Annotated in this window: 10 protein-coding genes, 1 tRNA gene and 1 pseudogene; 2 read left to right on the plus strand and 10 right to left on the minus strand. The window is 72.1% G+C overall.

The window, feature by feature from the left end; genetic code table 11:
* Positions 1-49 precede the first annotated feature (49 nt).
* The 4 genes and pseudogenes from CK505_RS10180 to CK505_RS10195 form a co-directional block, all read right to left on the minus strand.
* A complete protein-coding gene (locus CK505_RS10180; protein WP_017832857.1) occupies positions 50-319 on the minus strand; it encodes a hypothetical protein in 270 nt (89 codons plus the stop codon).
* Between the two features lie 121 nt (positions 320-440).
* On the minus strand, positions 441-2,198 hold the full coding sequence (locus CK505_RS10185) for a BCCT family transporter (protein ID WP_095650997.1): 1,758 nt from the start codon (positions 2,196-2,198) through the stop codon (positions 441-443).
* A gap of 137 nt (positions 2,199-2,335) precedes the next feature.
* On the minus strand, positions 2,336-2,953 hold the full coding sequence (gene coaE / locus CK505_RS10190; protein ID WP_095650998.1) for a dephospho-CoA kinase: 618 nt from the start codon (positions 2,951-2,953) through the stop codon (positions 2,336-2,338).
* Between the two features lie 106 nt (positions 2,954-3,059).
* Positions 3,060-4,718 (minus strand): annotated as a pseudogene (locus CK505_RS10195) (alpha-amylase family protein); the annotation flags it as partial.
* Between the two features lie 90 nt (positions 4,719-4,808).
* Between CK505_RS10195 and CK505_RS10200 the strand changes: the two are divergent.
* A complete protein-coding gene (locus CK505_RS10200; protein ID WP_017832861.1) occupies positions 4,809-5,528 on the plus strand; it encodes a YigZ family protein in 720 nt (239 codons plus the stop codon).
* 114 nt (positions 5,529-5,642) lie between these two features.
* Here CK505_RS10200 and rpsA read toward each other — a convergent pair whose 3' ends face one another.
* From rpsA to CK505_RS10220, 4 genes are all read right to left on the minus strand, one after another.
* Positions 5,643-7,133, minus strand: coding sequence for a 30S ribosomal protein S1 (gene rpsA, locus CK505_RS10205; protein ID WP_035924005.1), 1,491 nt, complete (start codon positions 7,131-7,133; stop codon positions 5,643-5,645).
* A 172-nt stretch (positions 7,134-7,305) separates the two neighbouring features.
* Complete coding sequence (locus tag CK505_RS10210) at positions 7,306-8,718, minus strand: GNAT family N-acetyltransferase (RefSeq protein ID WP_095650999.1); 1,413 nt, start codon at positions 8,716-8,718, stop codon at positions 7,306-7,308.
* Positions 8,719-8,780: 62 nt separating this feature from the next.
* A complete protein-coding gene (gene polA, locus CK505_RS10215; RefSeq protein WP_095651000.1) occupies positions 8,781-11,669 on the minus strand; it encodes a DNA polymerase I in 2,889 nt (962 codons plus the stop codon).
* 84 nt (positions 11,670-11,753) lie between these two features.
* On the minus strand, positions 11,754-12,356 hold the full coding sequence (locus tag CK505_RS10220) for an ANTAR domain-containing response regulator (protein WP_031282683.1): 603 nt from the start codon (positions 12,354-12,356) through the stop codon (positions 11,754-11,756).
* 227 nt (positions 12,357-12,583) lie between these two features.
* Here CK505_RS10220 and CK505_RS10225 point away from each other — a divergent pair.
* Positions 12,584-12,667 (plus strand) — tRNA-Leu (locus CK505_RS10225).
* Between the two features lie 49 nt (positions 12,668-12,716).
* Here CK505_RS10225 and CK505_RS10230 read toward each other — a convergent pair.
* Positions 12,717-13,193 carry a PaaI family thioesterase gene (locus tag CK505_RS10230; protein ID WP_095651001.1) on the minus strand — a complete coding sequence of 159 codons (477 nt, stop codon included), beginning with the start codon at positions 13,191-13,193 and terminating at the stop codon, positions 12,717-12,719.
* A complete protein-coding gene (pyk, locus tag CK505_RS10235; protein ID WP_095651002.1) occupies positions 13,190-14,668 on the minus strand; it encodes a pyruvate kinase in 1,479 nt (492 codons plus the stop codon). The genes CK505_RS10230 and pyk overlap by 4 nt, the downstream gene beginning before the upstream one ends.
* Positions 14,669-14,892: the final 224 nt, after the last annotated feature.

Here is a 14,892-nt window from a genome sequence, read left to right on the forward strand (position 1 = left end):
CGCAGAAGGGCGGGGAGCCTCCGGAGGCTCCCCGCCCTTCGCGAGAGTTCTAGTTGCGCGAGCTGCCGGTGTTCGTGCCCTCGCCGGAGTCGTCCCGGTGGTAGAGGTACTCGTTGCCGTGCTCGTCCTTCTCCACGTAGAAGTGTTCCTGGACCTCCTGGTACCAGGTCTGGGCGGCCTCGCTCATCCTCTCGCCCTCCTGCGCCTGGGCCAGCCGGTCCCCCGGCCCGTAGACGCGCATCGCGATGGCGTTGAGCCGGTCGAGGATGCGGTGCTGCTGCTCGCCGTCCCGGTTGGTGTTCTGCCTGTTCCGCGCCATGACGTCCCCCGTTGCCGACTGTGATGGTGATCACCAGTCTAGCGCCTGGGTGCCGGCACGGACCGGGCCCACCGGCGGGTGTGACGCCGGTGGGGCCATACGGTCCCTGGTGTGCGGGCGGCTACTCGACGTCGCGGATCTGCTTGAGGGAGCCGGTGCTCGTGCGGTACTCCCGCACGTAGTCGGGCTGCTCCGGGTGCTCGATGGCCGGGGCGTTGGCCGGCTCCGAGCCGTGCACGTAGTCCGGGGCCACGACGATCTCCTCGTCCACCTCGGCGCCGGTGGAGGTGCGGCGGCGGAACTCCTCGGGCGGCAGCACCCGGCGCCACTGGCGGGTGGGCAGGACGCCCACCTCCCCGGCGTCCTCGCGCAGGGCCCGGAGCAGCGAGTAGATCATCACGTACCCGAGCACGAAGAACGGCAGGCCGATGAGGATCGCCACGTTCTGCAGCGCGGCGAGCCCGGTGGCGCCGGTGGCGGTCAGCAGGATCGCGGCGATGAGGCCGATGGCGACGACCCAGAACACGCGCTGGTGCACCGGGGACTCCTCCTCGTGGCCGCTGCCCATGGTGTCCATGACCAGGGCGGCCGAGTCGATCGAGGTGATGAAGAACAGCACCACGATGAGCACGCCCACGGCGGAGGTGACGGTGGAGAACGGGAAGTTCTCGAGGAAGACGAACATCGCGCCGGGGATGTCGCCCTCGTCGACGACGGCCTCCACGAGCCCGCCCCCGCCGTTGAGCTCGATGTCGAACACGCCCATGCCGAAGATCCCGAACCAGATGACGGAGAACAGCGTGGGGAAGGCGAGCACCCCGGAGACGAACTGGCGGATGGTGCGGCCGCGGGAGATGCGGGCGATGAAGATGCCCACGAACGGGGACCACGTGATGGTCCACGCCCAGTAGAAGACGGTCCAGCCGCTCTGCCACCCGGTGTCCGCGAGCGAGTCGTTCCAGAAGGCGAGCGCCGGGAGCATCGACAGGTACGTGCCGGCGGACTCGACCATGCCCTTGAGCATCAGCACGGTGGGCCCGGAGACGAGGATGAAGACCAGCAGGGCGATCGCGATGAGGATGTTGGTGTTGGACAGCCGCTTGATGCCCCGGTCGAGGCCGAGGGCCACGGAGACCGAGGCGACGAGGCTGACGGCGGCGATGATGAGGATCTGCGACAGCGCCGACTCGGAGATGCCGAAGAGCCGTGCCAGGCCGCTGTTGATCTGCATGGTGCCGAGCCCGATCGAGACGGCCACGCCGAAGAGGGTGCCGACGATGGCCAGGATGTCGATGAGCCGCCCGACCGGCCCGTGGATGCGCTCCCCCAGCAGCGGCTGGAACATGGAGCTCACCCGCGGCGGGAGGTTGCGCTTGTACATGAAGTAGCCGAAGGCCAGTGCCGGGAGGGTGAAGATCGTCCAGGTGTGCAGCCCGAAGTGGTAGAGCGTGAAGCCCATCGCCTCGGTGGCGGCCTCCATGGAGGCCGGCTCGACGCCCTGCCGGGGCGGGTTCGCGAAGTGGTTCACCGGTTCGGCGACGGCCCAGAACATCAGGATCGTGCCGATGCCCGCGGCGAAGAGCATCGAGAACCAGGACAGGTTGGTGTGCTGGGGCCGTTCGTCGTCGGCCCCGAGCCGGACCTGACCGAAGCGGCTGACCATGAGGTAGATCAGGAACAGCAGGAAGACGGTCACACCCAGGATGTAGAACCAGCCGAGCTGTTCGATCACCCAGGTCGAGCCGTCCGCGAAGACAGCGTCCATGGACTCCGTGAACACCAGCGTCAGGACCACGAACGCGGCGATCACCAGCGCGGAGCCGAAGAAGATGGTGGGACTGGTCCGCAGTCGCAGGGAGTCGTGCAGTCTGTTCAACATCGCCGTGCTTCCCCGGCTGCCCTCGGCCTCGGACGAGCGGACGGCCGCCGTGTCTCGGTTGTGTGCGTCGGTCGTGTGGATCGGTGGTGCGTTCTGGTTGCTACGACCCTACCGCGTGGTCGTCCTGAGGCGGAGGCTCACTCCGGGGGCGGCGTGGACGCCAGGCGCGGCTCCACGTGCCACTCCCACCACGCGTCCACGCGGTCGAGCAGGTGCTGCACGGTGCCGTCGTTGACCAGCACGGTGCTGGAGACGGCGGCCCGCTCCTCGTCGGTGGCCTGGGCGGCGATCCGGGCGCGGGCGTCGGCCTCCGTCATGCCGCGGTCCTCGACCATCCGCCGCACGCGCTCCTCCGCCGGGGCCTGGACCGTGAGGACGAGGTCGAAGCGCCCGTGCTGGCCGGTCTCCACGAGCAGCGGGATGTCCTCGACCAGGACGGCGTCCTCCCCGGCCGCGGCCGCGAGCCGCTCGGCCTCCGCCCGGACGAGGGGGTGGATGATCGCGTTGAGCCGGGCGCGCGCCTCCGGGTCCGCGAACACGCGGGCGCCGAGCGCGGCCCGGTCCAGGCGGCCGTCCGGGGTCAGCACGGAGGGTCCGAACTCCTCCACGATCCCCTCGAGGCCGGGCCGGCCCGGCTCCTGCAGGGCGCGGGCGATCGCGTCGGCGTCGACCACGGTGGCCCCGAGCTCCATGAGCCGCCGGGAGACCGTGGACTTGCCCGAGGCGATCCCGCCGGTGAGTCCGATGGTCAGCATGGGACCATGCTATCGGCCGGTCCCGGCCGCGCCCCGCCGGGCGCTCAAGCCTCCCGGCCCCGGCCACGGTGGTCATGACGTCCGGCAGCGTGCCGGGCCCGTGCGCCCGCTGCACCCGCAGCCAGCGGTACCCATAGCCCTCCAGGGCCAGCTCGGCCGAGGAGTCGGCGTCGAGGGTGCACGTCCCGCTGCCCAGCAGGTCCAGCAGCTCGGTGCCCTCCTCCTCGTCCGGCAGCCGCAGCGGCACCGTGGTGGGCTCGGCGGAGAAGTTGTGCAGCGCCACGATGCCGGAGCCCTCCCACGAGCACCGGTGGGCAAGGACCTCCCGCCGCGGCTGGTCCAGGACCTCGGCGGGCCCCCAGGCCAGCTCGGTGCACTCGCGGTAGCGGCGGGCCAGGGCGGTGACGAAGTTCAGCAGGGAGTCCGGGTCCCGCTTGGCGTCGGCCACGTTCACGGCCGCGGGGCCGAACTCTCCTTCGACGACGGGGCCGGAGAGGTCCTCGGCGCCGGCGGAGGAGAACCCCCCGTTGCGCCCGGAGGTCCACTGCATGGGCGTGCGGACGGCCATGCGGCCCTCGGCGGCGAGGTTCTCGCCCATGCCGATCTCCTCGCCGTAGTACAGCACCGGGGTGCCCGGCAGGGAGAAGAGCAGCGAGTAGACCATCCGGATGCGCTGCCGGTCCCCGTCCAGCATGGGCGGCAGCCGCCGGGTGAGGCCCCGGCCGTAGATCTGCATGCGCTCCTCTGGCCCGAAGGCGGCGAAGACCTCCTCCCGCTCGGACGCGGAGAGCTGGTCGAGGGTGAGCTCGTCGTGGTTGCGCACGAAGTTGGCCCACTGGGCGTCCTGCGGGATGCGGGGCCGGTTCTTCAGGGCGGTCGCCAGCGGCCCGGCGTCCCGGCGGGCCAACGAGAGGTAGAGGTTCTGCATGGCCACGAAGTCGAAGATCATGGTCAGCTCCCCCGCGTCCTCCGTGCCGAACAGCTCGAGCTGCTGCTGGTAGGGCAGGTTGACCTCGCCCAGCAGGGCGGCCCGGCCGTTGCGGCGGTTGGCGAACCTGCGCAGCGAGCGCAGGAACCCGTGCGGGTCCGTGAACCCGCCCTGGTTCTCGAAGTCGTCGCCCTGCGCCAGCGTGAGCAGCTGGGGGATCCCGTCCACGCGGAAGCCGTCGAGGCCCAGGTGCAGCCAGAACCCGACGATCTTCGCGATCTCGTCCCGCACCTTGGGGTGGGAGAGGTTGAGGTCGGGCTGGTGGCGGTAGAAGCGGTGCAGGTACCAGTGCCCGGTGATCTCGTCCCGGGTCCAGATGCCGCCCTCCTGGTCGGGGAACACGGCCTTCCCGGAGGTGTCCGGCGGCTCGTCGGCCCGCCACACGTAGTAGTCGCGGTACGGGTTGTCCGTGCTCGAACGTGCGGCCTGGAACCACGGGTGCTGGTCGGAGGTGTGGTTGACCACGAGGTCGGCGATGACCCGCAGACCGCGGTCCTGGGCGGTGCGGACGAGCTCCACGAGGTCGCCGAAGCTGCCCAGCCGCTGGTCGACGCCGTAGAAGTCGGTGATGTCGTAGCCGTCGTCCCGGTTGGGCGAAGGGTAGAACGGCATGAGCCACAGGCAGGTGACGCCGAGCTCCGCCAGGTAGTCCACCCTCTCGGCCAGCCCGGCGATGTCGCCGACGCCGTTGCCGTCCGTGTCCAGGAACCGCTCGACGTCCACGCAGTACACGACCGCCTGCTTCCACCAGAGGTCGGAGGTGTCGGCGATGCGCATGTCTGCTCCCTCGGTCGCGGCTGCTCCCCTGTCTAGCACCCCGTCCCGGTCCCGTCGAGGGCGCGCGGGGCCCGGCCTAGAGTGGGGAGCATGGACCCGGACCCCCTGCTCAGCCGCGCGACCCGGTACACGACGCTCGCCGCGGGCACGGAGGCGGTGGCCGAGCTGGAGATCAAGCGCTCCCGCTTCCTGGCAGTGCTGCGCCGGGCGCCCACGGAGGCCGAGGCCCGGGCCCTGGCCGAGGAGCTGCGGCGCGGATTCCACGACGCCCGCCACCACTGCTCGGCGTTCGTCCTGGGCCCGGACCGGGACGTGCAGCGCTCCTCCGACGACGGCGAGCCCGCCGGCACCGCGGGCCTGCCGATGCTCGAGGCCCTCGTGCTGCGGCGCACCGCCACGGACGCCGCCGGCCGGGACGTCACCGACCTCTCGGACGTGAGCGCCGTGGTGGTCCGCTGGTTCGGCGGCACCCTGCTCGGCGCCGGCGGGCTGGTCCGGGCCTACTCCGAGGCCGTGTCCCAGGCCCTCGACGGCGCGTCCCTGGTGGTCCGCCGGCGGCAGCGGCTCTACCGGCTCCCCGCCTCCCACGCGGACGCGGGCCGGATCGAGAACGAGCTGCGCGCGGCCGGGACCACGGTCCTGGACACCGCCTACGGGGCGGCCGGCGCGGAGCTGGGCCTCGCCCTGCCCGACGACGACGCGGCCGTCGCCGCGCTGCACTCCCGCGTGGCCTCGCTGACCGCCGGCGCCGGTGTCCTGCGGCCCGTCGGCACGGACTGGGTGGACACCCCCGCCGGCAGCCGGCCCTGAGCGGCGCCCGGCCGGTCCGGCGGCCCCGGGAACAGCACGACGGCCCCCGCCCTGCGAAGGGTGGGGGCCGTCGTGGTCAGCGCCGTGCGGAACGGCCTGGCGGTGCCTGTCGGATCAGGCTCCGGTCAGCTTCTCGCGCAGAGCGGCCAGGGCCTCGTCGGAGGCCAGGGTGCCGGAGTCGGCGGCCGGGGCCTCGGAGGAGTAGCTGGTCGGGGCCGGCGCGGACGAGGAGGAGGACGAGGAGGACGAGGACGAGGAGCTCGTCGTGCCGCCGGCGGCGGCCTCGGCGTCCTCGGCGATCGACTTCCGGACCTGCTCCTTGTGCGCCTCCCAGCGGGACTGGGCGTCGGCGTACTGCTGCTCCCAGGCGGCGCGCTGGGTCTCGTAGCCCTCGATCCACTCGTTGGTCTCGGGATCGAAGCCCTCGGGGTACTTGTAGTTGCCCTGGTCGTCGTACTCGGCGGCCATGCCGTACTGGGCCGGGTCGAACTCGGTGGAGTCCGGGTCCACGCCCTCGTTGGCCTGCTTGAGCGACAGCGAGATGCGGCGGCGGTCCAGGTCGATGTCGATGACCTTGACGAACAGCTCGTCGCCCACGGAGACGACCTGCTCGGCCATGTCCACGTGGCGCTGGGCCAGCTCGGAGATGTGCACCAGGCCCTCGATGCCGTCCTCGACGCGCACGAACGCGCCGAAGGGGACGAGCTTGGTGACCTTGCCCGGCACGACCTGCCCGAGGGCGTGGGTGCGGGCGAACAGCTGCCACGGGTCCTCCTGGGTCGCCTTCAGCGACAGGGAGACGCGCTCGCGGTCCATGTCGACGTCCAGGACCTCGACGGTGACCTCCTGGCCGACCTCGACGACCTCGGAGGGGTGGTCGATGTGCTTCCAGGACAGCTCGGAGACGTGCACGAGGCCGTCGACGCCGCCCAGGTCCACGAAGGCACCGAAGTTGACGATCGAGGAGACCGTGCCCGTGCGGACCTGGCCCTTCTCGAGCTTGTGCAGGAAGTTGGAGCGGACCTCGGACTGGGTCTGCTCGAGCCAGGCACGGCGGGACAGGACCACGTTGTTGCGGTTCTTGTCCAGCTCGATGATCTTCGCCTCGATCTGCTGGCCGATGTACGGCGCGAGGTCGCGCACGCGGCGCATCTCGACGAGGGAGGCGGGGAGGAAGCCGCGCAGGCCGATGTCGAGGATGAGGCCGCCCTTGACGACCTCGATGACGGTGCCGGTGACGACGCCGTCGTCCTCCTTGATCTTCTCGATGTCGCCCCAGGCGCGCTCGTACTGAGCCCGCTTCTTGGACAGGATCAGGCGGCCTTCCTTGTCCTCCTTGGTGAGGACCAGAGCCTCGACCTCATCACCCACGGTCACGACCTCGTCCGGGTCGACATCGTGCTTGATGGACAGCTCGCGGGACGGGATGACGCCCTCGGTCTTGTAGCCGATGTCGAGAAGGACCTCGTCGCGGTCGACCTTGACGACGGTGCCCTCGACGAGGTCGCCGTCGTTGAAGTACTTGATGGTCGCGTCGACAGCGGCGAGGAAGTCCTCGGCGGACCCGATGTCGTTGACGGCAACCTGCGGGGTGGTGGTGGTCATGTAGTAGGGGCTCCGATGGGGATAGTTTGTGATCAGTCGGAACGGAGATTGTCCGGCCGGACCGCGGCCGTTCCGAAGGATTGCTGGACAGGGCACGTGCAGAGCACGCACCGGGTCAGTCTACGGACGGAGGAAAAGGGGCGCAACACGCGACCCGCCGTGCCGCGCGGGCTCAGAACTGTGTGACGCCGTACGGGGCGGTCGGGGTCTCCATGAAGTCCTGCAGGTCCCGTAGCGAGTCCTCGTCCCGGGCCACGATCAGTCCCGCCTGCGCGAGGGTGCTCGCCTTCACCGCCCCGAGGTACAGGGACCCGAGCACGTCCACCCGCATCGCCACGTCGGCCCCGTCGGGCAGCTCCACCGCGGGGACCGACCGCCCGGCGTCGTCGTCGGCGGTGCGGGGCCGGTCGCCCAGCCGCTCGACCACGGGCGTGCCGCTGCTGGTGTCCAGTGCCCAGACGCCGTCGGCGTAGCCCATCGAGTCCACGAGGGAGATCACGATCCGCCCGCGGAAGGTGTACGGGCGGGCCTCCAGCGCGGCGGCGGGGTCCAGGACCCGCACCCACACCTTGTCGGACTCCGCGGTGACGCGGTACTTGGCCCGGTCCGCCATCGCCCACACCAGCGGGTCCTCCACGGGGGCGCGGCCGAAGCGGACCTGGTCCACGAGGTCCAGGGAGGTCACGAACTCCCACAGGGCGATCGACACGTCCGGGGAGGCGCCCACGAGGTCGAGCACCGTCAGGGTCAGCGGGTAGGAGGTGTTGGGCTCGAACCGGTAGGTCACGTAGCCGTCCGGGCGCATCGCGTCGTCGTAGTGCACGGCGCAGCGCACCTCGGGGTCCGCCTTCTGCGGGGTGATGGCGTACTCCCCCGTGTACTCGGGCCAGTGGTAGGCCACCCGGCTCACCGACCCGTGGGAGCTCTCGTGGAAGCGCTGGAAGAGCACGGGGGCGAGCTGGCGCACCGCCTCGCCGTCGGCCATCTCCACGCTGCCCACGGTCGGGGCCTTGAGCTGCAGGCGGGTCGTGGCGTCCACGGTGACCTCGCGGTTGAACGTGGCCGCGCCGAAGCCGAACCGGCCGTAGATGGTGGCCTCGGTCGCGGTCAGCAGCGCCACGGGGTAGCCGTCCCGCCGGGCGCGGTCGAGCTCTCCCGTCATGAGCCGGCGCAGCAGCCCGCGGCGGCTGTGCGTGGGCCGCACGGTGACCTCGGAGATGAGCCGGGCCCGCAGCAGCCGGCCGCGGCCCGCGTTGAGCGAGCCCTCCCAGGAGGTGAAGGTCGCCACGGGCCGCCGGGTGGGGAGCGCCGCCTCCGGCACGGCGTGCGGGTACGCCGCTCGCAGCCGCACCCGCTCGGCGTGCATCCAGGACAGGGTGCGCTCGAGGGTCTCGTCGGTCGGCTCCGCCTGGTGGAAGCCCTGCCGGATGGCCCGCACCCACTCCACGGCGGCCGGGTTGGCCGCGACGCCGCCGGGGCCCACGCCGAACTCCGCGAAGGTGTAGTCGTGCCCGCCGGCCGAGTAGGACTCGGTCACGGTGCCGGGGGTGGACGGTGTCGTCGGAGCGTCGTGCTGGGGGTCCATGGTGGGTTCCTCGTTCGCGGTGGGGTCGGGGAGCGGGCCGGCCGGGGCGCCGGTCCGGCCGGTCAGTGGGCCGCCTCGTGCCAGGAGCGGCCCGCGCCGACGTTGACCTCCAGCGGCACGGACAGCTCGGCGGCGCCGCCCATCTCCTCGCGCAGCACCCGCTCCACGGTCTCGCGCTCCCCGCGCACGACCTCCACCACGAGCTCGTCGTGGACCTGCAGGAGCATCCGGGAGCCGAGGCCCTCGTCGGCGAAGCGCCGGTCCACCCCGAGCATCGCCTTCTTGATGATGTCGGCGGCCGAGCCCTGGATGGGGGCGTTGAGGGCGGCGCGCTCGGCCATGGAGCGCAGCTGCCGGTTGTCGCTGGAGAGGTCCGGGAGGTACCGGCGGCGGCCGTCGATCGTGGCCGTGTAGCCGTCCTCGCGGGCCTGCTCCACGACGCCGCGCAGGTAGTCGCGCACCGCCCCGAACCGGGTGAAGTAGTCGCTCATCAGGGTGCGGGCCTCGTCGACGGGGATCCGCAGCTGCTTGGAGAGCCCGAAGGAGCTCAGCCCGTAGACCAGCCCGTAGCTCATGGCCTTGACCTTGGAGCGCATGGGCGCGGTGACCTCCTCCGGGGCCACGCCGAAGATCTTCGAGCCGACGAAGCGGTGCAGGTCCTCGCCGCTGCGGAACGCCTCGATCAGCGCCTCGTCCCCGGACAGGTGCGCCATGATGCGCATCTCGATCTGGGAGTAGTCGGCGGTGAGCAGCTGCTCGTAGGCCCGCCCGTCCTCCGGGCGCCCGACCACGAACAGCCCGCGGATGCGGCGGCCCTCCTCGGTGCGCACGGGGATGTTCTGCAGGTTGGGGTTGGTGGAGGACAGCCGGCCGGTGGCGGCGACGTTCTGCATGTAGGTGGTGTGCACACGGCCGTCCTCGGCGATGGCCTTCTGCAGGCCCTCGACGGTCTGGCGGAGCTTGTTGGCGTCCCGGTAGGCCAGCAGGCCGGCGAGGAAGCGGTGCCCCTTGGAGTCCGGGTCGGTGCGGGTGAGCAGCTCCGCCACGGCGTCGGCATCGGTGGTGAAGCCGGACTTGATCTTCTTGGTCTTCGGCAGCCCCAGCTCCTCGAACATCACCTGCTGCAGCTGCTTGGTGGAGCCGAGGTTCACGGGCTCCGCGATCTGGGCGTGCGCCTCCTGCTGCGCCTGCTCGATCACCCGGGCGAAGTCGTCGAGCAGGACCTGCACCCCCTCGGGGTCCACGGCGATCCCGGCGAGCTCCATCCGGCCCAGCACCACGGCCAGGGGCAGCTCGAGGTCCGTGAGGAGGGCGGTCTGGTGGGTCTCGGCCAGCTTCTCCAACAGGTGCTCGGAGAGCTGGACGGTGGCGACCGCCAGCTCCGCCTCCCGCCGGAGCACCGCCGGGGCGGGCCAGGGCTCGGCGTCCAGGGCGAGCTGCTGCTGCCCCTCGGCGGCGGGGCCGTCCGCGGCGGGGGCCACCGCCAGGCCCAGCCGGTCCTCGAGCAGCGCGGGGAGCTCGTAGCTGCGCCGCGCCGGCTGCAGCAGGTAGGCCGAGAGCTGGGGGTCGTCCACGACCCCGGCCAGCGGCAGGCCGCGCACCGCGAGGGACTTCCAGACGTCCTTGAGCCCGTCCACGATCTTGGACCGGTCCGCGTCGGCCAGCCAGCGGGCCAGTGCGGACTCGAGGTCGGAGTCGGCGGCCGCGAGGTCCAGGAACAGCGCGGACGGCTGGTGGCCGCCGCGGGCGAGGACCACTCCGGAGAGCTCGCGGGCGCCCGGCAGCACGGGGTCGTCGTCGCGGTGCAGGGCGTGCAGCACCACGGGGCCCTCCCCGCCGGCCAGCCACTGCTCGAGGTCCTCGGCGGTGCCGGGGCGCTCCACCTCGCCCAGGCCGAGGTCGGCCGGCGGGGCCGCCTCCTCGGCGGGGCGCCCGAAGGCGTCGAAGAGCCGGTTGCGCAGGCCGTCGCCGAACTCGAGGTCGTCGAAGACCTCCCCCACCGCCTGGGCGTCGGGCACGGGCAGGCCGGCGTCGGCGAGGTCGACGTCCAGCGCGAGATCGGTGATCAGGCGGTTGAGCCGGCGGTTGCGCTCGACGTCGGCGCGGTGCTCGCGCAGCGCCTCGCCCTTCTTGCCCTTGACGCGGTCCGCGTGCGCGAGGATCGCGTCGACGCCGCCGTAGGCGAGGATCCACTTGGCCGCGAACCCCGCTCCCACGCCGGGGATCCCGGGGAGGTTGTCGGCCTGCTCCCCGGTCAGGGCCGCGAGGTCCGGGTAGTGCTGGGGCGGCACCTTGTACTTCTCCACCACGGCGGCGGCGTCCATGTGCTTGAGGTCGGACGGGGTGCGCCCGGGGTAGACCACCGTGACGTGCTCGTCGATCATCTGGAAGGCGTCCCGGTCCCCGGAGAAGACCAGCACCTCGTAGTCCTGCTCGGCGCCGCGGCGGGCGAGGGTGGCGAGGACGTCGTCGGCCTCGTGGCCCTCGGCGGTGACCACGGGCACGCCCAGGGCGTCGAGGATCCGGCGGATCTGCGGGACCTGCCCGTGGAACTCCTCGGGCGTCTCGTCCCGTCCGCCCTTGTACTCCTCGTACTCCTGGGAGCGCAGAGTGGGGCCGTCGAGGTCGAAGGAGACCACCAGGTGGGTGGGCTTCTGCTCGCGGATCAGCTTCACGAGCGTGTTCACGAAGCCGTAGACGGCCTCGGTGTGCCGGCCGTCGGAGGTCACGAAGGCGGGCCCGCCGCCGTACTCCGCGGCGCGGGACAGCGCGAAGAACGCGCGGAACGCCAGGGAGTGACCGTCGACCAGCAGCAGCTTGCGCTCGGGCCGGGAGACCGGGTGGGGGATCTCGACGTCGACGGGGTGGTCGGTGTCGGTCCCGACGGTCACCGTGCGGACAGCGGTCTCGGGGCTCGGGTCGGTCTGCGTGTGCTGCGTCGTTTTCTCCACGGACCCATCCTAGGGCCGGGCGGGAGCCGGGACCGGCGGTCCGCCAGGGCCCGGCGGGTCAGCCGGCGCGGCCGGACGGTGTGCTCAGGCGACCTGGTTGATGATGGCCTCGGCGACCTCCCGCATGGACAGCCGGCGGTCCATGGAGGTCTTCTGGATCCAGCGGAACGCCTCGGGCTCGGTGAGGCCCATCTTGGTGGTCAGCAGCGACTTCGCGCGCTCCACGAGCTTGCGGGTGGCGAACTGCTCCTTCATGTCCGAGACCTCGCGCTCGAGCGCGGCGATCTCCTCGGCTCGGGAGATCGCGATCTCGATGGCGGGCACGAGGTCGTCCACCGTGAACGGCTTGACCACGTAGGCCATGGCCCCCGCCTCGCGGGCCCGCTCCACGAGCTCCCGCTGGCTGAAGGCCGTCAGCAGGACCACCGGGGCGATCCGGTCCGAGGCGATCTGCTCCGCCGCGGTGATCCCGTCGAGGACGGGCATCTTCACGTCCATGAGCACGAGGTCGGGGCGGTGCTCGCGGGCGAGCTCCACGGCGCGCTGGCCGTTGTCGGCCTCCGCGACCACCTCGTAGCCCGCATCTTGGAGCATTTCCACGATGTCCAGGCGGATCAGGGTCTCGTCCTCGGCGACCACCACCCGGCGGGCCGGGCGCAGGTCGTTCTCCGCCGCCTCGCCGGACAGGTCGTCGCGGGTCTCGGGCTCCTCCGCCGGGGAGGGGTTCGGCTGCTCCGTCACGCTGACTCCTTGGCTGCTGGTGCGTCGTTGCCCGCGCCGCGCGGGCGGCGGGGCCGGCGGCGCCAGACTGCCCGGCGCCGCGCGTTCCGTCCGATCAGCCCCAGCCTATAACTGTTGTAGAGTGGTCGAGCGCAGGAGCCGCCCTCCCGAGGCGGCGCGGACTGCGACCGCAGGCCCAAGTGGCGGAATTGGCAGACGCGCCGCACTCAAAATGCGGTTCCCCTGGAGTGTGGGTTCGAGTCCCACCTTGGGCACCAGCACCCCGGACCTCTCGGTCCGGGGTCTTCTCGTCCCACCCCCGTGCCGTCAGCCCGCGGCGCCCCGCTCCCGCACCAGGTTGGTGACCCGGGCGGTGGACAGCCGCCGCCCCCGCTCGTCGGTCATCACGACCTCGTGGACGGTGAGCGTGGCGCCCAGGTGCAGCGCCGTGCACGTGCCGGTGACCGTCCCGGAGGCCACGCCGCGCTGGTGCGTCGCGTTGACGTCGACACCCACCGCGTACCGCCCCGGACCGGCGTGCACGCTCGCCGCGGTCGAGGCGAGCGTCTCGGCGAGGACGCAGTGCGCTCCCCCGTGCAGGATCCCGCCCGGCTGCGTGTTCGGCTCGACCGGCATCGTGGCGACCGCCCGCCCGGGCGTGAGCTCCGTGAACCGGATGCCCATCGCCCGGGCCAGACCGCCCATCCCGTGACCGGGGAAGGCGGCGTGCAGCTCCTCGGGGACCCCGTGCTCGCGCAGGTCCCGGGAGTGCTCCTCGGGGGTCATGGCCGGGGGGTTGCTCACCCCTCCCGCCACGGTCCCACGCGCTCGCGCCGCTGCCCGCTGCCCAGCAGCTCCCCGGCGTCGGCGACGTCGCCCACGCGGTGCACCTTGACGAGGTTCGTGGTGCCGGCGACCCCTGGGGGCGAGCCGGCGCAGATCACCACGAGGTCGTCCTTGCCGGCCAGGCCCTGCTCCTGCAGGTGCAGGTCGACCTGCCGGGTCATCTCGTCGGTGTGGTCGACCTTCGCGACCTGGATGGGCTGCACCCCCCACAGCAGGGACATGAGTGCGGTGACGAGGGGCTCCGGGGTGAAGGCCAGGATCGGGTGGGCCGGGCGCAGCCGGGAGAGCCGGCGGGCGGAGTCCCCGGACTGGGTGAACGTGCAGAGGTAGCTGACGTCGAGCTGCCGGGCGATGGTCACCGCCGCCCGCGTCACCGCACCGCCGCGGGTGCGCGGCTCCGTGCCGAGCGCCGGGACCCGCTCCAGGGCCTGGGACTCGATGGCCTCGATGATCCGGGCCATCGTCTCGATCGTCTCGATCGGGTACTTGCCCACCGAGGTCTCCCCGGAGAGCATGACCGCGTCGGCGCCGTCGAGCACGGCGTTGGCGCAGTCGGAGGCCTCGGCCCGGGTGGGGCGCGGGCTGTCGATCATCGACTCGAGCACCTGGGTGGCGACGATCACGGGCTTGGCCCAGCGCCGGGCGAGTTCGATGGCGCGCTTCTGCACGATCGGGACCTGCTCCAGCGGCAGCTCCACGCCCAGGTCCCCGCGGGCGACCATGATGCCGTCGAACGCGTCGATGATCTCGTGCAGGGCGTCCACCGCCTGCGGCTTCTCGATCTTGGCGATCACCGGCAGCCGCCGGCCCTCCTCGTCCATGATCTCGTGCACGCGCACGATGTCCTTGGCATCGCGCACGAAGGACAGGGCGATCAGGTCCACGCCGCGGCGCAGGGCCCAGCGCAGGTCGTCCTCGTCCTTGTCGGACAGGGCCGGGACGTTCACGGCCACACCGGGAAGGTTGATGCCCTTGTTGTTGGACACCGCCCCGCCCACGACCACCTCGGTGGTGACGGTGGTGTCGGAGACGGCGGTGGCGCGCAGGGCGACCCGGCCGTCGTCGATGAGCAGCGGGTCGCCCACGTTGACGTCGCCCGGCAGGGCCTTGTGCGTGGTGGAGCACAGGCTCGCGGTGCCCTCGACGTCCTCGACGGTGATGGAGAACACGTCGCCGGGGAGCAGCTCGTGCGGGCCGTCCGCGAAGCGGCCGAGCCGGATCTTCGGCCCCTGCAGGTCCGCGAGGATCGCGACCGTCTGCCCGGCGTCCGCCGAGGCGCGCCGCAGGTTCTCGTAGGACGCGTCGTGCACGGAGTGGTCGCCGTGGCTCATGTTGAGCCGGGCCACGTTCATGCCGGACCGGATCGCCTGGGAGAGGTTCTCGTACGAGGAGATGGCCGGGCCGATCGTGGCCACGATCTTTGCTCGTCGCATGTGTGCCGCCTTGGGTCGAGGGATGCCACCGGGGAGGACGCGCACAGCACTGCGGCCGGGGGCTCCGTCGCGCAGGACACGACGCAGCTCCCGGCCGCACTGCCTGGATGTCCGCCCTGGGGCGGGAGGTCGTTCCCAGCCTACCAACGCCGCCGCCGGTGTCGAGGCGCCCGGCCCGTCGGCCCGCCCCGGACGTGCGACGGCGCGGGCCGCCTCCCCCTCTC

Origin of the sequence: Kocuria sp. WN036, assembly GCF_002287015.1 — a bacterium.
Lineage (GTDB): Bacteria > Actinomycetota > Actinomycetes > Actinomycetales > Micrococcaceae > Kocuria > Kocuria rosea.